Source organism: Pseudomonas typographi (assembly GCF_014694385.1).
Lineage (GTDB): Bacteria > Pseudomonadota > Gammaproteobacteria > Pseudomonadales > Pseudomonadaceae > Aquipseudomonas > Aquipseudomonas typographi.
Map to the genome: position 1 here is coordinate 1 of NZ_JAAOCA010000007.1, position 19,652 is coordinate 19,652.

The 19,652-nt window shown below is 62.6% G+C and carries 14 protein-coding genes, 2 rRNA genes and 1 pseudogene; 4 read left to right on the forward strand and 13 right to left on the reverse strand.

The annotated features are described in order from the left end of the window. Positions 1 to 176: 176 nt before the first annotated feature. A 5S ribosomal RNA gene (rrf, locus tag HAQ05_RS06690) occupies positions 177 to 292 on the forward strand. Positions 293 to 455: 163 nt separating this feature from the next. After that, a 5S ribosomal RNA gene (rrf, locus tag HAQ05_RS06695) occupies positions 456 to 571 on the forward strand. Positions 572 to 626: 55 nt separating this feature from the next. On the opposite strand, the gene HAQ05_RS06700 is transcribed toward rrf (HAQ05_RS06695), so the two are convergent. The 8 genes and pseudogenes from HAQ05_RS06700 to HAQ05_RS06735 form a co-directional block, all read right to left on the reverse strand. Further along, entirely contained in the window at positions 627 to 3,107 is a 2,481-nt protein-coding gene (locus HAQ05_RS06700; RefSeq protein WP_190418689.1) for a TonB-dependent siderophore receptor, read from the reverse strand. A gap of 74 nt (positions 3,108 to 3,181) precedes the next feature. Then, complete coding sequence (locus tag HAQ05_RS06705) at positions 3,182 to 4,096, reverse strand: DUF4880 domain-containing protein (protein ID WP_190418691.1); 915 nt, start codon at positions 4,094 to 4,096, stop codon at positions 3,182 to 3,184. After that, on the reverse strand, positions 4,086 to 4,580 hold the full coding sequence (locus tag HAQ05_RS06710) for a sigma-70 family RNA polymerase sigma factor (protein WP_190418692.1): 495 nt from the start codon (positions 4,578 to 4,580) through the stop codon (positions 4,086 to 4,088). The genes HAQ05_RS06705 and HAQ05_RS06710 overlap by 11 nt, the downstream gene beginning before the upstream one ends. 89 nt (positions 4,581 to 4,669) lie before the next feature. Next, the gene (locus HAQ05_RS06715) at positions 4,670 to 5,122 is read right to left on the reverse strand and encodes an SRPBCC family protein (protein WP_190418694.1); all 453 of its coding nucleotides are present in this window, start codon (positions 5,120 to 5,122) and stop codon (positions 4,670 to 4,672) included. Beyond that, the gene (locus tag HAQ05_RS06720; RefSeq protein WP_190418696.1) at positions 5,112 to 8,549 is read right to left on the reverse strand and encodes an amino acid adenylation domain-containing protein; all 3,438 of its coding nucleotides are present in this window, start codon (positions 8,547 to 8,549) and stop codon (positions 5,112 to 5,114) included. The genes HAQ05_RS06715 and HAQ05_RS06720 overlap by 11 nt, the downstream gene beginning before the upstream one ends. Further along, positions 8,546 to 9,484, reverse strand: a complete 939-nt coding sequence (locus HAQ05_RS06725; RefSeq protein WP_190418698.1) for a diiron oxygenase — start codon at positions 9,482 to 9,484, stop codon at positions 8,546 to 8,548. The genes HAQ05_RS06720 and HAQ05_RS06725 overlap by 4 nt, the downstream gene beginning before the upstream one ends. Then, positions 9,481 to 10,262 (reverse strand): annotated as a pseudogene (locus tag HAQ05_RS06730) (DUF3050 domain-containing protein). Before HAQ05_RS06730 ends, HAQ05_RS06725 begins: the two are co-directional and overlap by 4 nt. 508 nt (positions 10,263 to 10,770) lie before the next feature. Next, a complete protein-coding gene (locus HAQ05_RS06735; protein ID WP_190418700.1) occupies positions 10,771 to 11,466 on the reverse strand; it encodes an FCD domain-containing protein in 696 nt (231 codons plus the stop codon). A gap of 236 nt (positions 11,467 to 11,702) precedes the next feature. Between HAQ05_RS06735 and lapG the strand changes: the two genes are divergently transcribed. Further along, complete coding sequence (gene lapG, locus HAQ05_RS06740; protein ID WP_338050139.1) at positions 11,703 to 12,464, forward strand: cysteine protease LapG; 762 nt, start codon at positions 11,703 to 11,705, stop codon at positions 12,462 to 12,464. Between the two features lie 11 nt (positions 12,465 to 12,475). Further along, positions 12,476 to 14,425, forward strand: a complete 1,950-nt coding sequence (gene lapD, locus HAQ05_RS06745) for a cyclic di-GMP receptor LapD (RefSeq protein WP_190418702.1) — start codon at positions 12,476 to 12,478, stop codon at positions 14,423 to 14,425. A 9-nt stretch (positions 14,426 to 14,434) separates the two neighbouring features. On the opposite strand, the gene HAQ05_RS06750 is transcribed toward lapD, so the two are convergent. From HAQ05_RS06750 to HAQ05_RS06770, 5 genes are read right to left on the reverse strand one after another with little or no spacing between them, the layout of a single operon-like run. Continuing rightward, complete coding sequence (locus tag HAQ05_RS06750; RefSeq protein WP_190418704.1) at positions 14,435 to 15,889, reverse strand: efflux transporter outer membrane subunit; 1,455 nt, start codon at positions 15,887 to 15,889, stop codon at positions 14,435 to 14,437. Beyond that, positions 15,886 to 16,785 carry an efflux RND transporter periplasmic adaptor subunit gene (locus tag HAQ05_RS06755; protein WP_190418706.1) on the reverse strand — a complete coding sequence of 300 codons (900 nt, stop codon included), beginning with the start codon at positions 16,783 to 16,785 and terminating at the stop codon, positions 15,886 to 15,888. The genes HAQ05_RS06750 and HAQ05_RS06755 overlap by 4 nt, the downstream gene beginning before the upstream one ends. Beyond that, positions 16,782 to 16,991 (reverse strand): DUF1656 domain-containing protein, encoded by a 210-nt coding sequence (locus HAQ05_RS06760; RefSeq protein WP_190418708.1) that lies wholly within the window; start codon positions 16,989 to 16,991, stop codon positions 16,782 to 16,784. The genes HAQ05_RS06755 and HAQ05_RS06760 overlap by 4 nt, the downstream gene beginning before the upstream one ends. Further along, positions 16,988 to 19,084, reverse strand: a complete 2,097-nt coding sequence (locus HAQ05_RS06765) for an FUSC family protein (protein ID WP_190419053.1) — start codon at positions 19,082 to 19,084, stop codon at positions 16,988 to 16,990. Before HAQ05_RS06765 ends, HAQ05_RS06760 begins: the two co-directional genes overlap by 4 nt. Beyond that, positions 19,081 to 19,536, reverse strand: coding sequence for a MarR family winged helix-turn-helix transcriptional regulator (locus tag HAQ05_RS06770; protein ID WP_190418710.1), 456 nt, complete (start codon positions 19,534 to 19,536; stop codon positions 19,081 to 19,083). The genes HAQ05_RS06765 and HAQ05_RS06770 overlap by 4 nt, the downstream gene beginning before the upstream one ends. Positions 19,537 to 19,652: the final 116 nt, after the last annotated feature.

Here is a 19,652-nt window from a genome sequence, read left to right on the forward strand (position 1 = left end):
GCTGTGAGGCGTTGAGCTAACCCATACTAATTGCCCGTGAGGCTTGACCATATAACACCCAAGCAATCTGCTGCGGCAGGTTGAGCGGGCGAAGACGCCACAACCGAAAATTCGTGACACTCACACATCACATACCCGATTCGCTGCCACGTGCAAACGCGGCGGCTACCGAATTTCTTGACGACCATAGAGCGTTGGCACCACCTGATCCCATCCCGAACTCAGCAGTGAAACGACGCATCGCCGATGGTAGTGTGGGGTTTCCCCATGTGAGAGTAGGTCATCGTCAAGATTCAAACCCACAAAACCCCAATCGCTCACGCGGTTGGGGTTTTGTCTTTAAGTAGAAGCAGCGTTTTCGCACGCGGCTGAGGTCGAGTTCGATCCAGCGCCATGAAAGCTTCCCAAGCATTCCGCTGAGGCCCGTAAATAACGGGTATCGGCCACCGGTTTTTCTTGACGACCATAGAGCATTGGCACCACCTGATCCCATCCCGAACTCAGCAGTGAAACGATGCATCGCCGATGGTATTGTGGGGTTTCCCCATGTGAGAGTAGGTCATCGTCAAGATTCAATTAAAAACCCCTGCGGGCTCGCGCCAGCAGGGGTTTTGTCTTTGCAGCGGTCAGAACTGATAGCTGACCGTAGCACTTAGGTTCCGCGCCTCGCCCATGTAGCAATAGCTCAGGCTGGCACAGGTGGCGATGTACTTTTCGTTGGTCAGGTTGTTCGCGTTCAGCCGAACATCCACACCGCGCAGCCCTAGGCGGCCCATGTCATAGCCTAGGGAGGCGTCGTAAAGCGTATACGCAGGCACTTTCATGGTATTTTCGGCGTCGGCCCAGCTATACCCCACATAACGAACCCCGCCGCCTAACCGCAGCCCGGCAAGGGGCCCGCCCTGGACCGCATAATCGGCCCACACCGAGGCCATATGGCGGGGTGCTTGGGTCGGCGAATTGCCCTTATTGTTGGTTACTCCGTCCACGGTGCTGAGCATCGCCTTGGCATATTCAATGTCGGTAAAGGTGTAGCTGCCTAGCAGCTTCAATGCGTCTGTCAGTTGCAGATGGGCTTCCATTTCCAGGCCCTGGGACCGTACTTGCCCTACCGGGCGATAGAAATTTTCTTGAGGCAGCTTAGAGGCGAGGTTCTCTTGTTCGATGCGAAACAGCGATGCGGTGAATAGGTTGCTGGTACCGGGCGGCTGGTATTTAACTCCCACCTCCCACTGCGTACCCTCGGTAGGCGCCAAGGGCTTGCCCTGCGCGTCGGAGTACGAGTTAGGGTTGAACGACTCCGAATAGCTGATGTAAGGCGCAATGCCGTTATCGAACAGGTACAGCGCCCCGGCACGTGAGGTCAGCTTGCTGCGATCATCGCTGATGCGGGTACCGGTAGGGCGGCTGGTTTCGGCGACCCTGTTTTCGTCCGAGGTTTTCATCCAGTCTTGGCGCAACCCCAAGGAAAAACGCCATTGGTCCAGCTCGATCAAGTCTTGCAGGTAAACGCCAGTTTGTTGCAGGCGGCGCAGGTAGCTGGTGGGGCTGTAATAGCTGATGGTGGCATCGCCATACTGCGGGGCGAAGGCATCGATAGGGCTGAGCGAGCCACTGGTCCAATCCACCACGGTTTTGCGCCGTTGGTAATCCACCCCCAACAACGCGGTGTGGATGGCCCGGCCGGTCAGGTACTCGGCCTGCAGCATGTTGTCGATGATCCACGAGTGCAATTGCTCATTGGCCCCGCTGTAGTAGCGGTTGAGCGCATTGCGTGTAGGCGATGCCCAGCCATAGGCATAGACCTGGTCGAGCTTGACCCGTGAATCGAGATAGCGAAAGTTCTGCCGCGCGGTAAACACGTCATTGAAGCGGTGCTCAAATTGGTAACCGACCGACTGCTGGTCGCGCTTGTAACCATCCAGGCCGGGCTCCCCTTCGAAAAAATGCTCGGAAATGCGCTGGCCATTGCGCGAATGAAGCGTCCCGGCGGCCGGCAGGCCACCGTGATAGCCGCCTTGCGGGTCGTGCTGTAGGTACGCTTGCAAGGTCAGCGAAGTGTCTTCGTTAAAGCGCAGGGCCACCGAAGGCGCCAGGGTGTAGCGCTTCTCTTCGGCGTGGTCGAATTGAGTATCGGAGCGGTGGGTAAGGCCAGTCAGGCGGTACGCGATCCGTTTGTCGTCATCCAGTGGGCCACTGAGGTCGAAGCCCAGGCCGCGTGTACCTTGGCTGCCCACCGTGGCCTGTACCTGATGGTAAGGCTCGAACAGCGGCTGCTTGGTTGTCAGCGCCACCAGGCCGCCGGGCGAACTGCGCCCATACAGCACGGAGGACGGCCCCTTGAGGATGTCGATCCGCTCGAGGAAATAGGGGTCGATCTGCATCGTGCTGTAGGTGCCGCTATCGCCCATCGACTTCAAGCCGTCGATGTAGATGTTGTCGACCGAGCCATCATTGAAGCCGCGCATGGCTACATAGTCGTAGCGATGGGTGGCGCCATAGGGGTTGGTCAACACGCCTGGCGTATAGCGCATGGCCTGGGCTACGGTCTGGGAGCCTTGGTCGTCCATTTGGTTACGGGTCACCACTGAAACGCTCTGCGACGTTTGCGCCAGGGCGGTACTTGTTTTCGTCGCGATCTGGCTGTGGGTCGCGTTGTAGCCATCCACACTGCCCAAGGCATTTCCCAGGCTGAAGCCTGTGATATCGGTGGTGGGCAGGCTTACCGCGTCGCCTTCGGGTTGCGCCTGTAGTACATAGTTGCTATCGCCTTGAGGTGTAGCCTGTAGGCCAGAACCCTGCAGCAGCCGCTGCAAGCCCTGGCTGGGGGTGAATTGCCCCTGCAAGGCCGGCGCTTGCTTACCGCTGGTTTGTGCAGGGGTTGCCGATAAACCGATCCCGGCCTGGCGGGCAAACCGGTTCAGCGCTTCACCTAGCGGGCCGGCCTGGATGTTATAGCGCTGAACAGCCTGTTCGGCTGCCTGCGCGAGGGATGCCGGTGTGGCCAGGTTGGCCAAGCTGACGGCCGTGCCGAGCAATGTGGCGTGAATCGCCTGGCGCAAGCGGTACGGGGAAATATGGGGAGAGCGGCGGTTCGCCATGGGCATGTCCTGTTTCTGAGTCGTTTGTATGGGTGGCTGATGAACAAGCCGCACGGCCCGGGAAAACCCGACAAAAAAAATCAGCCGGCGTGCTCCACCGTGACCCACCAACGCGTCAGCCCACCCAGCTGTACCGGCAGGGTCTGTGTCAGCGCATGCAGTACCGTATCGCTGTCGTCGACCCGGTAAACGCCCGAGAGCATCAGGCCCGCGACCTCCGGCGCATACTTCAATACGCCACGGCGATAGCGCCCCAGTTCATCCAGAAAATGCCCCAGGGGCATGCCGCTCGTTACGATCAAGCCCTCGGCCCAGGCGGCTGGGTCCAGCTCCGGTGTGACCAAACGCAACCCCGCCGCCGTGGCGCGTAGGGTCTGCCCCTCGCGCAAGGGGCGCCCGGCCAGGTCCGCACGGCCGCGTAACAGGCTCAGTTGTGCCAGGCCCCCCGCATCGCGCAGGGCCATGCGGCCATGGGCCAACGTCAGCGCTCCCAGGCGGCAGGCCAGTTGCACTGGCTTATCGGTTTCCAACAGCCATTCGCCCTGCTTCAGCCGTACCCCCTGGGGCAGCAGGTCAGAGGTGCTATGGGTGTTGAGGGTCAACGCCGCGCCCCCAGGCAGCGTAAAGCGCTGGCGCTGGCCGGTTGCCGTGGCGAAATCGCTAGCCCAGCCCAGGCCCGAATTGCCCCGGGTCATCCATAGGCCCCCGCCGATGACCGCGCTGCCCGCCAACAGCTGTATCGCCCGGCGCCTGCTCAGTGCCCGTTGCCCCGCCTCGAGTGTTTGCCTAGCCGCCGGGATAGCCTTAAGGCCATGGCCCAGTTCAGCATCAAGTAACTGGATGCGTTGCCAAGCACGTTCGTGGTCCGGGTGCGCGGCCCGCCAGCCTTCGCATTGGCGCATAAGCTGCGCAGGTGCTTGGCCGTCACGCAGCCGCACCCACCAAGCAATGGCTTGGCGCACCACGTGGGTATCGGTTGAAGGCTCAGTGTTCATAACGCAGCAAATAGCAGCGATACAATGCATCGGCCACGTAGCGCTCTACGGTGCGTACCGAGACCTGCAGTTGCCCGGCAATCTGGGCATGGCTCAGCCCATCGCATTGCGCCAGTAAAAACGCCAGGCGCGCACGCGGCTTCAGGCCGTCGAGCATGCGCGCAACCTGCTCGAGCAGTTCCAGCAGCAACTCACGGGTTTGCGGGCAAGGCACCTGTGCCGGGGGCAATAGGGCCAGGCTCTGCAAGTATGCGCGGCGCAGCTCTTCACGGCGCCAGTGGTCGATCACCAAGCCGCGCGCGATGGTTCCAAGGAATGCGCGCGGGGCCATCAGTGCCGGGCGCTGTGGCTTTTGCAGCACACGCACGAAGGTGTCCTGGGCCAAGTCCGCAGCGTCGGCGCTGTTGCCCAGGCGGCTGCGCAGCCAGTGATAGAGCCAACCGTGGTGATGCTGGTAAAGCGTGTGTACGCAAGTGGAGGGCATCGTGACACGCTACAAATGATAACTAGTCGCATTGTCGTGGCCGCGGCACGATTTTGCAACCTGCCCCGCCTTGCACGGGGCAGGCTCCTTCAGGCGAAATGCTGCTTCACGGTATTCATTGCCTGGTCGGCGAAGCCCTGCAAAAAGCCCTCGAAGGCCACCAGGTCGTCACCGGCTTGCGGGGGTTCGGCTTGGATGGTCCAAATGGCGCGGCTGCCATCGCCTTGCGCCACCACCTGCATGGCCGCCCACAGGTTACCTACCGGTAGCGATGTGTGGATCAGGCTCCAGGTCATGCACATCGCTTGGGCATCGTAGCTGTTGAGCTGTTCCAGCACGATATTGCCGTCCTTGAAGAATTTCTTGCGTACCGCACCCGGCCCGCTTCCGGTCACTTCCGTATGGGACAGCGCGGTGATGAACCGTGCGAAACCGGCGAAGTCTCCGACCAGTGCCCATACGTCGCTGGGCGCGGCCGGAACCTCCACGGCCGACACGACGCGTGGGCCTTGCGGGTTGTGAATCAAGGTATCAGGTTGCATGGTGATGCTCCTTTTCAGCGGGGATGATGAAGCCGATCGTTTGCAGGTATGCACAGCCGCGTTGCAGCAGCGCGGCATTTTTGGCCGGATAGGCCGTGCCCATTTGTGCCAGCGCGGCGCGGGTGCCGTCATGCGCGATGCGGGAGATGTCGCCGATGTCTTCTTCGAGGCCGTCCAGGTAGAACCCCACCACCTCATATAGGCTGTTATCACTGCCGAGGCTGGCCAACTGCCGTTGCCATTGCGCTACCGGCACCACGTCGAAATGCACACCGGCCTCGCGCCAAGCCTGCACGTATTCCAACCAGCTCAATGGTTCGGGGTTGTGCAGGTTGAACACGCAGTGTTGGGCGCTGTAGCGCGCGGCCTGCCACGCCACGAAGCGTGCCAGGAAGTCCACCGGCATCAGGTCGAAATTCAGCTCGAAGGCCGGCACCTGGCCTAACTGGAACGAGCCCTTGAGCATCAGCAGCAGCCGGTTACGCTGGGGTTGGCACACCCCGGTCAAGCTGTTGAAACCGATGTTGCCGGGGCGTATCACGTTGGCCCATGTGCCGCGCTCACGGGCACGTTCCAGGCGCCGTTCGGCGGCCCATTTGCTCAGGTTGTAACCGTTGCGCAGGTAAATGGGCGGGGTGTCGGCGGCCGCCGCTTCCAGTACCTGCCCTTGTGCATTGACCGCACTGCAGGCAGACAGCGTAGAGATGTACGTGAATACCTTTTTGCAATGGGTTTCGCACAACGCCAAGCATTGCTCCAGCGGCTCGACGTTGTCTGCGCGCAGGCTTGCGTAGTCCAGCACATGGTTAACATTGGCCGCGTTGTGGATAAACGCACCGAAGCGCCGCGCCAAGTCGTGATAAGCCGCCTCGCCCAACCCCAGCAGGGGCTGGCGTAGGTCGGCGGCAAGCACCCGTAGCCGGCTGAAATCCATGCCTTCGAGGCGGTTATCGGCACAGGCCTGGCGCATGCGGGCAGCTGCCGCGCTATCCCCCGCCGCCCGCACCAGGCAGGCCACTTCTTCGGCGCCGTTATCCAGCAACGCCTGAACGATATGCACGCCGAGAAAACCATTGGCGCCGCTGACGATCACCCGGCCGCTGGTTACCGCAGTACGCTGGGGCAGCACGGCGAAGCCGAAGGGGCGGTGGATGTCTGCCTCGATCTCGGCAAGCCGCCCCGCTTGGCCTTGGGGGCTGCGTTCAGCGCTGAGCAATTGCGCCAAGCGCAGCACACTTGGCTGCTCGATGAAGCGATTGATCGGCACGCTGCGCCCGAACTGTTCACGTATGGCCAGTAGCAGGCGCGAGAGCAAAATCGAATGGCCGCCGAGTTGAAAGAAACTGGCGCTGGTGGATATTTCTTCCGGAGGTAACCCCAGTAAGTCTGCCCACAGGGCCACCAACTGTGTTTCCGTCGGGTTGGCTGGCTGAACATGGTCAACTGCGCCAGGCACATGCACCGGCAACGCCAGCAAGGCGGTGCGCTCGACCTTGCCGTTGCTGGCGGTGGGCAAGGTCGCCAGCGCCACATAGGCCAGCGGCTGCATATAGTGTGGCAGTTGGGCCTGGGCCTGGGCGCGCAGGGCTGCCTCGGCCGAGGCATCGCCGGTGTGAAACACCAAGATGCGTTTACCCGCATCGATGACCACGGCGACCTGCGGCGCCGCCTGGGTGCTTTGTAGGCACCGTTCGATTTCCTCCGGCTCTACCCTGAACCCGCGGATTTTCACCTGTTGGTCGAGCCGCCCGCACAGTTCGATGCCGTCCTCGCCCCACCGCGCCAAATCACCGCTGCGGTACGCGCGCAGGCGCTGGCCGTCGGGCAATGCCAAGGTTACGTAGCGTTCAGCCGTCAGTTGCGACTGGCCCACATACCCCAGCGCTACACCCGGGCCGGCGATATACAGTTCACCCCGCTGGCCATGGCCGACGGGGCCGCCCGCTTCGTCGAGGATCAGCACCTGGCTGTTGGCAATGGCACTGCCCAGGCTGTAGTTGGGCGAGCCCGGCGAAAACCGCCGTGCGGTGATCAGCACGGTGGCCTCGGTGGGGCCGTAGAGGTTATGCAATGCGCAATCGCCGGCCAGGGCTGCGATGACCCGCGGCTCGCAAACATCGCCGCCGGTGGTGATGTGGCGTAGCCCCAGCGGGTGGGCCAACGGTAGCAGGCTGAGCAATGCCGGTGGCAGAAACCCGTGGGTCAGCGCCTGCTGGCCAATGAGCTGCACCAATGCAGCGGGGTCGCGCCGTTGGTCTTCATCAGGCACTACCAACTCCGCACCGCTGAGCCAGGTCGGAAACAGGTCGATGAGGGAAGAATCGAAGCTGATCGTGGAGAACTGCAACACCCGGCACAGCGCGTCGAGACCAACGTAATCGGCATACCAGGCGGCGAAATGGCCCACATTGTAGCCACTGAGCGCTACCCCCTTGGGGCGGCCGGTAGTGCCAGAGGTGTACAGGTACATGCAGGCTTCGCCGACGTCGCTGGCCGGGGGCGCCATAGCGGCCATGGCCGGCTTGCAACCGGTGATCACGATCGCTGGGCACAGCCCGTCATGGGCGGTGCTTTGGCCGCTGTGGAGCAGTAGCGAAGCGCCGGCGTCTTCAAGCATCAAGCGTTGCCGCTGCAGCGGCAGGGCGGGGTCGATCGGTAGGTAAACCGCACCGGCGGTGATGATTGCAAGCACGCCGGCATACAGTGCCGTGCAGCGTGGCAGGCTCAGGGCGATCACCCAGGGCCCTTCGCTGGGGCGCGGCGGCAGGCACCGGCGGATGCCTTCGCACAGGCGGTGCAACTCGGCATAGCTCAACCGTTCGCCGGCCACTTGCAGCGCTGGCCGGCCAGCATGTTGTTGCAGGCTATTGGCCAAGCGCCTGGCCAACGGCTCGGCTGCTTGCGCCAGCAGGTCTGGGCGGTGCGCGCCGTTGAAAGCATGCTGATACAGCAGCGCATCCAGGTGGGTCATCGGCACGCCCGCGGTATCAGGGCCGCCGGCTTGCCCGGGCAAGGGTGCATCACCCCGGGCCAGGCCGCTGACCCACAACGCCAAGCTGTCGACCCATTCGTGTAGCCACTGCGGGTGCTGCGCGTGGCCATGGGGCGAAGCCGGTGGGCTGGCGGGCAGTGTGCGCCGATGTGTGCCGGCCCATAGCAACAGCAGCGTGGGAATGCTCGGTGGGCCATCCTGGGCCGGCTTGGCCAGCCGCAGCTCCAGCCGGGGTGCATCGGCCAAATCGCGCCACTGCGCCGGGCTCAGCGCCAGGCTACCATCTTCGACCAGCAGGTCCTGGGGCCCTTGGCTGGCGATATCCAGGCTGGCCCGGCGATAAAGCAGCACGGCGTGGCCGTGCTCAAGCAGTTCCTCGGCCAGGGCAGTCAATAACTGGCTGTGGCCCAAGGCGAGGATGTTCAGGCGCTTCATGGTCGCACCTGCGGCGTGAGCAGCGGGCCCAACGCTTCCTGAACGCAGCGGCTGTCGAGCATGCCGCTTTGGCTGAAAAACCGCTGTATGTTGGCCATCAACGGGTGTTGGTGGCCGATGGGGAAATCCATCGCCGCCGCCTCCGCGGCTAGCTCCGCGCGTACCGCCTGGCAAACCGGAAGCTTCGCGATGAGGTGGCTGTCGAAGCGTTTTTGAATAGCGTTGGTCAGGTAATGGCCGATGAACACCGGCAGGATCGCGGCGATACGGGTGCGGTCCTGTTCATCGGCGTCTAGCCAGTACAGCCGCACCAGGCGCGCCCAGAAGCTGGAGTGGCGGCCTTCGTCGAGCAGGTGGTCGGCCATCATCCCGCGCACAGAGGCCTTGACGCTGTCGTCCCGGGAAAATGCCGCTACGTCATTGGTCACAGTGTTTTCGGCAATGGCGACACAGATCAGCTCTACCGCGTCTTGCAGGTGCGCGGGCGCCAGCGCCAGCGCCGCGGGAATGGCGTGGCTAAGTTCGATCTCGGCCGGCAGGGTAATCGGTTCGATATGGGTCAGGGCGATCGTTTGTTGCAGGAAGTCCATCGCCACCAGTGCGTGGTAGTCTTCGTCGATCACCACGGTCATCGCGTCGTAACGTGCCGCGAACGGAAACGCCACGGCGAAACGATCTTTGGCGATTCGCCGGGCGGTGCGGTCGACGATCTCGGTTTCGAAGATCACGATGTCGTTGATGAACTTGTAAAGCGTTTGTACCAGGGCGAAATCCCGCCATTGCGGGCAGTGTTGCTGAAAAGCCTGCCCAAGTACCAACGGCTGGCGGCTGAGTGGGTAGATAAGCTTGTGGTCATTTTCCAGCACCCGGCGCGGGCGCGTGCGGATGGTGGCGCGGGCCTCCCAACTGTCGGCGAATGGCACATAGCTGCTCATACGGGCGCCTCCTCATTGGCTTGCACCAGGCTGGCGTGCAGGTGGTCCCACAGCGCGATGCGGCTTTCTACCGCGGCGATCGCGGCGGCAAGCCCTTGCTGTTGGCGCAACGGGTGGGGGCCGGTCAGGCGCGCGAGCAATTGTTCGGCGGCCGGGCCATGGTCGTCGGCATCCAACTCGATATGCCGCTGCAGGTAATAGTGAAAGGTCGGCGCTTGGGCGCGATCTACCCGCCAATCGGCCAGCAGCTGTTGAAACATCCCCGGGATCACACTCTCCCGGCCATGCAGGAAGGCAGCCGCCACCTCATGGGCGGGCGCGTGCAGGGCCACTTGCAGGGTATGGCCCACGAACGCCTGGGCCGCCGGGCTGGCGCCTACCGCCTGGAGCGCGGCGGCATAGTTGGCGCCCTGACGCTGTAACTCGACGAAGCGCCGGGCCGGGCCGGGCCGGTGTCGGCCCCCACTTCGGCCATGGCCTCCAGGTACAACTCGAAATGGCTGCAATGCCCGCCTGCCGGGTGCTGGTCGGTTTCTTCAGCTAGCACGATGTCGTTGATCAGCCGCGCCGCGGCGCTGTCTCGCGCCGGCAACCAGGGCAAGCTGACGCATGTTAACTCCGCCTGCAGGCGCTTGGTCAGGGTCATGAAGTCCCAAACAGCGAAAACATGGGTTTGCATAAAGGTGCGCAAGTCGCCCGGTGTGTGTATGGCGGAAAAAACCGAGTGCTCCGAAAGTTGCATTTTTCGCAAGTTGAGGGTGTGGGCCGTTGTACGCATAAAAGTTCCTTTTCTCATCGGTACGGTGTGGGCGTTAAGTTTTATTTTTTTAAAGGCGAGCCCGGGCCGCCCGACGGTTTCGGGTGAATGACATTAGAAGTCTGGTGAGTGGCGAGTTAAAGCCACTGCTGCCGTTTTCGGAGGGCATATGGGTTGCCTTCAATCGAACTTAGTTCAACGTTGGCAAACCACGCAATAGCCGGAAGATAAAAAAATTTATTTTAACTTTTTCGCACGCATAGGTTTTCGGAAAACTTTTTTAATAAGTTTTCAAGCGCGAGCAAATACCTTGCATGCAAGTTTCGTAATAAAGAACTTTACGAAAGGCGAATGCCTCGCCTGAACTGCCCGCAAAAGGGTCGCGTGTTTCGGTAGGGGTAACGTCGGGCCGAGAGGTGGCCGGGCACGAGTCTCCTTTCTCGCTGCAGTGCAGCCAGAGAGTGACGGTGCGAAGGGAGGGCTGTCACCTGCGCTGCCGGCAGCGGCAGGCAGCGTAGATGGGCGGGGGTCAGGCCTTGTGGGTTTGCTGGGTGAGGTAAGACGAAACGGCGTGCAGGCCGCGTTGCAAATGCTGTGTCAGCAACCCCACCGCGCTCGGTACGTCGCCCTCGCGGGCGGCGGCAAGCAGTTGCCGGTGGTCATCCTGGGAGGTTCGGCCCAAGCCCATGTCGTGCAAATTAAAGCGCAGGAACCGTTCCTCTTCTTCCAGCCCGGCATCGATCAGGCGCAATAGCCGGCCATTGGCCGCCTTGCCGTAAAGCGCCATATGGAATTCGCGGTTCAGCCGCGCCATGGCCGTGAAGTCTTCTTCCAACTCCAACTGTGCGATGGCTCGCTCGGCGGTGTTGAAATCCTGTGATTCCAGGCGCGGCACGGACAGCCGCAGCGCCTCGGCTTCGAGCAAGATACGCAACGAATAGGTTTCGGCCGCATCGTCGGTGATCAGCGGTGCGACCACCGCGCCTTTATGCTGGACAACATTGAGCAGCCCCTGGGCCTCGAGCTGGCGCAGGGCTTCGCGAACCGGCATGCGGCTCACGCCGTACAGGGTAGCGAGCTCCTGTTGGCGCACTGCGGTGCCGGTCGGTAGGCTGCCATCGAGGATGGCGTTGCGGATCCGCTCTTCGATAATTGAGCGCGCCAAGTGCGCAGGTAGCTGTTCGGCTAACAACACTGCGCGTACCGGGCTGGTTTTTTTCGGCACGATGTTTCACCTTTCATTTCGGCATCGGGGTTATTTTCGGGCAGTGCCATCCTTTATCTACACATGCCGAACCCCAGGCATAAGACTGGGAAGGTCCGCAGGGGCGCCATCCTGAAGCTAGCGGAACAAAACCGGGTAGGCTCTGGATCAAGCAGCGTGACAGTACACATGAATTTAGAGACATTGAAGCTGCCGTTTATCGCGTGCGTCGAATTTCACCCAAAAGTGATTGCAACGTGCCATTGTTTTTTGCTGAATGTACACGCACCATGCGTTCCTTTCCAGCGATGGGCAGGGCGTTTGCCTTGGCGCGACGTGCGAAGGGACCATTGATGCTGCGCAGGCTTGGCCTGGCGTTGTCGCTTGCCTGCAGCTTGCTGGGGGGGCTGCAGGCCGACTGGGACTTCAACACCATCAGCCGGCAGGCGCAGGCGCTTTACGGCCCGCTCGGTGAAGGGAAACAACGCATCGATGCGTGGCAGCGGCTGTTGCTGGATCAACGCCAGTTGGGCGAGGGCGAACAACTGGACGCGGTGAATCTGTTCTTCAACCATCAATTGCGTTACGTAGAAGACATCGACCTGTGGCACCAGGTCGATTATTGGGCCACCCCGATCGAGGCACTTTGGAAGGGCGCTGGCGACTGCGAGGACTACGCGATCGCCAAGTATTTCAGCCTCAGGCACCTCGGCGTGCCGGCGGAAAAACTGCGGATTACCTATGTCAAGGCATTGCGCCAGAACCGCGCGCACATGGTGCTGACGTACTACGCAACGCCTGCGGCGATTCCGTTGGTGCTCGATAGCCTGGAAGACCCCATTCGCCCAGCGACTGAGCGTACCGATCTGGTGCCGGTGTATGCGTTCAATGGTGAAGGTTTGTGGCTGGCCGGTGCGGCGGGTAATAAAAAGGTGGGTGACGCCAAGCGCTTGTCGCGCTGGCAGGACGTACTTCAAAAGATGAACGCGGAGGGTTTCCCCGCGCCAGTCGAACAATAATCGGAGCCTAGATGTCCCTGTTCAAGCAACTGTTGCTCGCCATTTGCCTGTTCCTGGCGGTCGCCTTTACCGGCAGTTTTATGGTCAGCCTCGAAAGCTCACGTAGCCAGTACGTGAACCAGCTACGTTCCCACGCCCAGGATGCGGCAACGGCACTGGCGCTGTCGCTTACTCCGAACATCGACGACCCGGCCATGGTCGAGTTGTTGGTCAGCTCTATTTTCGACAGCGGCTACTACGCTAGCATCAAGGTCATCGACCTGGCCAGTAACCAGGTCATGGTCGAGCGCCAAGCCGAGCCAGACCCCAACGGGGTGCCGCGCTGGTTCATCAAGCTGATCGCCTTGGACGCCGCCGGCGGCGATGCCATCGTCAGCCGTGGCTGGCAGCAAGCGGCGCGGGTCGAGGTGGTCAGCCACCCTATGTTCGCCCTGGCCAAGCTGTGGCAAAGCGCCTTGGGCAGCTTGGGCTGGTTGCTGCTGTGTGGCGTGGTCAGTGCCGTGCTGGCCGCGCTGTTGTTGCGCCGGCAACTGCGCCCGCTCGATTACATGGTCGAGCAGTCCCAAGCCATTGCCCGGCGCGAGTTTCTCAGCCTGCCGGAGCTGCCGCGCACGCCTGAATTACGCCGGGTGGTGCAGGCCATGAACCAGATGGTCGAGAAGCTCCAGGCGCTGTTCATGGAGCAGGCCGAGCGCAGCGAGCGGCTGCGCGAAGCGTCTTACCAAGACAGCCTCACCGGCCTTGCCAACCGCCGTTATTTCGACATGCAGTTGCAGGCGCGCGTAAGCCATGGCGAAGAAAACCGTGCCGGTTACTTGCTGTTGCTACGGGTGAATGACCTGGCCGGGCTCAACCAGCGTTTCGGTGGCACCCATGCCGACCAATTGCTCAAAGCCGTGGCCCAGACCTTGCTGCGCCTATGCGGCACCCTGCCCGAAACCGCTCACCTGATCTGCCGTAGCCGTGGCGGTGAGTTCGCCGTGTTGGCGCCGGGGCTGACCCACGATGAGGCCGAGCAACTGGCGCGCGAGCTGGACGCCGCCTTGCACAGCCTTTACGAAACCGGCGCCAGCGACGCCACGCCGGTGGCGCACATGGGGCTTGCGCCCTACACCGCCGGTGAGGCCCCAGATGACCTGCTCAAGCTCGCCGATGAGGCGCTTGCCCAAGCCGAAAGCGCTGGCGCTGCGCATTGGGTGTGCCTGCGCCGCCAGCCTCGCGCGGCGGTGGGCGAAGACCACCACAGTTGGCACCAATTGCTCGATGGCGCTTTGGCGCAGGGCCGTTTCCAGTTGTACTTCCAGCCGGTGGTCAGCAGCAGTGATGTTAGCCGGTTGCTGCACCGCAAAGTGCTGTCGCGGTTGCTCGACGCACAAGGCCAACCGGTTGCCGCTGGGCGTTTTTTGCCGTGGGTCGAGCGCTTCGGCTGGGCCCCGCGCCTGGACCAACTGATGGTCGAACGGGTGATCCGGCACATGCATGCGCAGCCCGGCGATTATGCCTTGAACCTCTCTGCCGCCACCTTGGCCGACAGCCAAACCATGGCGCATATCTACGACGTGCTAGGCCGCCACCCATTACTGGGCCCGCGCCTAACGTTCGAAATCGCCGAAGAACAGGTGCCCGCGCAGGCGGTACTCGAATCGCTCACCCGGCGCTTGCACAGCCTCGGTTTTGGCCTGGCGCTGCAGCATTTCGGTGGGCGCTTCAGTATGATCGGCAACCTGGCGCACCTGGGCCTGGCTTACCTTAAGATTGACGGCAGTTACATCCGCGCGATCGACGAGGAGAGCCACAAGCGATTGTTCATCGAGGCCATACAGCGCGCGGCGCACAGCATCGACCTGCCGCTGGTGGCCGAGCGTGTCGAAACCGACGGCGAGCTGCGCGTGCTGCACGATATGGGCATCCAGGGTGTGCAGGGCCAGCGTGTGGGCGAGCCGGCCCCGTGGGGCGCCTGACGGGGCCGTTCAGCGCCCGCCGGTGTTCGCCCGTGCCTGCTGCGGCTGCGCTTGCTCCCAGCCGCCACCCAGGGCCAAGAACAGGTTGATCTGCTGCATCGCCACCTGGGTGTTGGCGGCCGCCAATTGAGCGCGCACGTTGGTGTAGGTGCGGGTGGCCTGGAGGTCTTCGAGGAATGACTGGCGCCCGGCGAGGTAAAAGCGGTGGGTTTGGTCCGCCGCATCGTGTGCCGAACGGTCGGTGTCCACCAGCGCTTCACGGCGTTGCAGGGCCGCGGTGTAATTGGCCAGCGCTGTTTGGGTTTCGCGAATGGCGTTGAGTACCGTCCCATCGAAGCTTGCCAATGCCGCCTGGGTGGATGATTCGGCCATGCGTACCCGCGCGCGGGCGCCGTTGGTCGGGATTGTCCAGTTCACCAGCGGGCCAAAGGCCCAGCGGTTGGTGGTGGGGCCGACCAGGTCGTCGAGCAGGCCCACGGTGCCTACCGTCGCGCCGAAGCTGATATCCGGATAGAGCTGGCCGGTTGCAACGCCAATGTCTGCGGTGGCCGCAGCCAGTTTGCGTTCGGCTTGGCGTATATCGGGGCGCCGCTTGAGCAGCGTGGCGCCGTCGCCAACCGGCAACAATTGGCCTATTTGCGGTAACTGCGCGCAGCCGTCGGTGCCGGCCGGCAACTGGTTGGCGGGCTTGGCCAGGAGCATGGCCAATTGGTTGATGCCGGCTTGGCGTTCGGCCTCGTACTGCGGCAGCTCGGCGCGCAACGATTTGTACTGGGTTTGCGTGCGGGTCACCTGCGTTTCGTCGCCACGGCCTGCATCGCGCAAACGCTGGGCCAGGCTTACGCCCTGCTGTTGCAGGTCCAGGGACTGCATGGCGATCTCGCGCTCCTCGTTGGCCGCACACACCTGGGTATAGGCCCGAACCACGTTGGCCACCACGGTGATGCGAGCAAGGTCTGCCGCCGCCTGGGCGGCATCGGCATTGGCCGTGGCCGCTTCCACGCCGCGCTGGAACACCCCCCACATGTCGAACTGGTAGGCCGTTTTGATCGAAAACGAGCCAATATTGCCCACCGGTACTTTTTCGGTCAGCAAGAATGCCTGGCCGGCTTCCTGCACGCGCTGCACTTCGCCGCTGACGCTGGTGCTGAAGCCACCTTGGGCTTGGGCCAATTCAAGCTGGTTCTGGGCGCGGGCGATGTTCGCCGTGGCTACCCGCAGGTCGGTGTTGGCCGCCATGGCTTGTTGCACCAGCGTATTCAGGCGTGGGTCGTTGTACAGGCGCCACCAGTCGTCTGGCACCGGCGCCGATACCACGTCGTGGTTGGCGCCGGCCAGGTCGCCCTGTAGGTCGGTACGGTTCACCGCAGCTTTTTGCGGCAAGTGGTAATCCGGCCCCATCACTTGGCAGGCCGAGAGCACCAGGGCCAAGCCGAGCGAGGCGCCACGTAACACCGGCTTCATTGCGCCGCTCCTGCCTCGGCGTTGCCCGCGGCATCCGGAAGGATCGAAACGGTGGCGGTGCGCCCTGCGATCAGGTTAAAGCCCGCGGGCACTGCATCGAAGGCGATACGCACCGGGATACGCTGTGCCAGGCGTACCCAACTGAATGCGGGGTTAACGTTGGGCAGCAAATTCGTACCGCTGGAGCGGTCGCGGTCTTCGATGCCGGCGGAAATGCTTACCACGTGGCCCAGTAGGCGGGCATCGTCACCCATCACGCGGATGTCCACCCCTTGGCCCACGCGAATATGTCGCAACTTGGTTTCTTCGAAATAACCGTCTATGTGGTACGAGTCGCTGTCTACCACTGACAGCACTGCGCGCCCGGCGGTGGCGAACTCGCGGTCGCGCGGTGCGCGGTCGTTGACGAAACCGTTGACGGGGCTGGTGATCACCGAGCGGTCAAGGTTCAACTGCGCCGCGTCCACCGCGACCTGGGCCTCACCCATCGCCGCCAGGGCGCGGGCCACGCGTGACTGGCTTTCTTCCAACTGTTCGCGAGCCACCAGGTTGCCCAGGCCTAGGTTACGCTTGTTCTCGCGCTGCGCCTGGGCCAGGGTTTCCCTGCGGTCTGCCAAGGTCGCTTGGGCTTGGCGCAAGGCCAATTGGAAGCGGTCTTGGTCGATGGTGAACAGCACATCGCCGCGTTTAACCGCTTGGTTGTCCTTGACCTGTACGCGCTGGATAAGCCCGGACACGTCCGGCGCGATCTGTACCACGTCGGCGCGGATATGCCCGTCCCGTGTCCAGGGGGCGAACATGTAATACAGCATCATGCGCCAGACGACGACGCAGGCGAATGCAACCACGATCAGGGTCAGGATCAGGCGGCCAAAGGTCAATAAGGGTTTTTTCATGTCATCAGATTTCTGCAGATTACGTCCACCGCGCCGAGCAGCACGGTATAGAGAGCAACGTTGAACAGGGCCCGGTGCCACACCAGGCGATAGAAATGCACGCGGTTCAGTAGGGCGTGAACCACCAAGAACAGGCCATAAGCAACAGCCATGATCCCCAATAGGGTTGGCAGGAACACCCCGCCGATATCCAGTTCACCGATCACAAGGGCGCTCCATCCAGGCCATACGGTGGTTGTTCTTCATGCTGGTCAGGCTCGTGGACCATTTCCACCCCCGGCAGCAAGGCCAGGCGCAGGCCGCTCAGGGCCAACAGCAATTGCACGCGTGCAGGCTCGGCGTTGGGCGCCTCGCTGGTTTGGCTGTTGAGCGCGCGGCGCGCGCGGTCCATGGTCATCAGGGTATTCATCGGCGCGCTCACGCGCCGGCGTGCTTTCAGGCAAGCCTTGAAGTAGGTGGCCACTTCGGCCACCACTTGGTCCAGCAAGGCGCGCGGGCCCGGCGCTACGCGGGGTGCATAGGCAAGGATATCGAGCAGGTTCAGCGCCACCCGCACATCGCGCAAGGCGGCACCGGTGTCTTGGCCCATATTGGCCAGGCGCGGCAGTACCTGCATCATCCGGTCGAGCATGCGCGAGGCTTTGCGGCGGTGTTCGCTGAGCGTGCCCGCTTCGCCCAGCGTCACGATTTCGCGCCAGCTCAAGCGGGTGAGCCGGCTTGCGGCCAGCTCGGTGCCGAATGGGCGCACGATCAGTGTCCAACAGAAGGCGAACAGCAAGCCCACCGGCCCGGCGATGTTCGAATTGATGAAGTTCATGAAGTTGGCATCGTACTCGCCCTGGATACTGATGAACGACGCGGTGTTGACGATGGTCAGCAAGGTGCCCAGGTAAAACCGCGGTTGCACGGTCAACGCACCGATGGGAATGAACGGCACGGCAAAGGCCAACACCAGCATGGGGAAGTCATGCAGGTTGGGCAGCACCACGAATAGGTACAGGCTCGACAGCACCACCGCCACCGACGTCCAGAAAAAGAAGCGGTAGATCTGCGGCGCGGGGTCGTCCATGGCCGCGAAGAAACTGCACGACACCGCCGCCAGGATTACCGCGCTGCCGCCGTCGGCCCAACCCGATTCAATCCAGATGGCCGAGGCCACGATGATCGCGCTGACCGAGATCAACGAGGAATACAGCATCATGCCGTGGTCGAAGGTCGGCCGCAGGCGCCCCAGGCGCCAATGGCGGTACACCGCGCGCCAGGGGGCACGGCTTTCGCTGCGAATCAGTTCGTGCAGGCTGCGCATGTCTTGCCAAAGGTCAATCAATTCACCCAGGCGGTACAGGGCATTGGCGAACAGCAGCTCACGGCGGTCCTCCAACGCGGCGTCATCGGGCCTTAAGCGGTCCAGGTGTGCATGCAAGTCTTGCCACGGGCCGATGCGCGCCTGCACCATGCTGCCCGCCAGCCATTCACGGGTATGTTCTAGCAGCGGGTTGAAGCGCTTCACCAGCTCGGGTGTGCGCCGCTCCAGGGCCACCAGGGCGTCGTCCAGGGCGTCGATCACCGGCAGCAGGTGGATCATCCGCCCGCGCAATTCCAGGGTGTTGCGCATGTAGTGCGGGGTGGCGCCTTCGTGGGGCAGTTGGCCGATCATCTGCTCCAGGCCATTGAAATTGACGACCGTGGAGGCGCGTAGCGGCCCGACTTCTTCGGCGCTGACCGAGCGGGTGAGGTAGCGCAGCGCGTAGGTGCTGGCCTCGTTGAACCACTTATCGTGGGCACCCATCACCGCCATGGACAGCCGGCGCGGCCAGAAAACAGCCCCGATCACGGCCGCGCAAACGATGCCGATGAAGATCTCCTGCGTGCGTGAAGACGCGACATCGAACACCCCCGTGGGGTTGTCCACTACCGGCAGGGCAATCAATGGCAAGGTGTAACCGGCCAGCATCAAGGCGTAGAAGTTGGCAGTGCGCAGGTGCATCGACAAGTACAGCAGCGTGCCGGTCCACAACGCGATCACGATGGCCAGCAAGTAGGGCGTTTGCACGAACAGCGGCACGAACAGCACCGCCGCGCAGCTTCCCACGAAAGTACCGACCAACCGGTACACCGCCTTGGAGCTGGTGGGCCCCACGAACGGGCTGGAGACGATGTACACGGTTGCCATGGCCCAATACGGGCGGGGCATTTCCAGCTTCATGGCAATCCACAGGGCGAGCATGGATGCAGTGAAGGTGCGCAGGCCATACCACCAGTCTTGGGCTGGCGGTACGTCGCTGAAAAAACCGTTCAGTTTGCCCATGTGCCAGGCCCATGGATGGCGGCGTCTTCGAAAGCCTGCAGCACGCGCTGGGTGGCTTCCAGGTCGGCCTTGTCGACCCCCTTGAACACATCCTTGCGCAAGCGCGCGAATTCGCCTTCGATCGCCTCGGCCAACTTGCGGCCCTCTGGGGTCAGGCTCAGAGCCTTGGCGCGGCGGTCGGTGCTGTCTTCGCTGCGTTGCACGTAACCCTGGGTGCAGAGTTGGTCGAGCAGCCGTACCAGCGACGGGCTTTCCATCCCGGCAGCCTGTGCCACGGCCACCTGGCGCGCACCGTCGCCCAGGCGCACGATCATCAACAAGGGCACGGCGCAGGCTTCGGAGATACCGTAGTTGGCCAAGGTGGTTTGGCAAATACGGCGCCAGTGCCGGCTAGCGGCTACGGCGCCGCTGGTGATGTTCTGCTGGAGCTTTTCGAGGTTCATGGCAGGCTGGGGAAGGTATTCATAGTTTGCTAACTAATAATATCCTCTCAAGCCTGCCGCGAGTCAACCGGGCTGCGACGATTGCCACCGCTGCGCGGCGTGCGATCAGCCCGCCG

Bases quoted from the DNA above. Each gene is read 5' to 3' on its own strand.
- HAQ05_RS06705 (WP_190418691.1), bottom strand. From the start codon at position 4,096: ATGAACACTGAGCCTTCAACCGATACCCACGTGGTGCGCCAAGCCATT.
- HAQ05_RS06750 (WP_190418704.1), bottom strand. From the start codon at position 15,889: ATGAAGCCGGTGTTACGTGGCGCCTCGCTCGGCTTGGCCCTGGTGCTC.
- HAQ05_RS06700 (WP_190418689.1), bottom strand. From the start codon at position 3,107: ATGCCCATGGCGAACCGCCGCTCTCCCCATATTTCCCCGTACCGCTTG.
- HAQ05_RS06715 (WP_190418694.1), bottom strand. From the start codon at position 5,122: ATGCAACCTGATACCTTGATTCACAACCCGCAAGGCCCACGCGTCGTG.
- HAQ05_RS06770 (WP_190418710.1), bottom strand. From the start codon at position 19,536: ATGAACCTCGAAAAGCTCCAGCAGAACATCACCAGCGGCGCCGTAGCC.
- HAQ05_RS06710 (WP_190418692.1), bottom strand. From the start codon at position 4,580: ATGCCCTCCACTTGCGTACACACGCTTTACCAGCATCACCACGGTTGG.
- HAQ05_RS06720 (WP_190418696.1), bottom strand. From the start codon at position 8,549: ATGAAGCGCCTGAACATCCTCGCCTTGGGCCACAGCCAGTTATTGACT.
- HAQ05_RS06755 (WP_190418706.1), bottom strand. From the start codon at position 16,785: ATGAAAAAACCCTTATTGACCTTTGGCCGCCTGATCCTGACCCTGATC.
- lapD (WP_190418702.1), top strand. From the start codon at position 12,476: ATGTCCCTGTTCAAGCAACTGTTGCTCGCCATTTGCCTGTTCCTGGCG.
- HAQ05_RS06725 (WP_190418698.1), bottom strand. From the start codon at position 9,484: ATGAGCAGCTATGTGCCATTCGCCGACAGTTGGGAGGCCCGCGCCACC.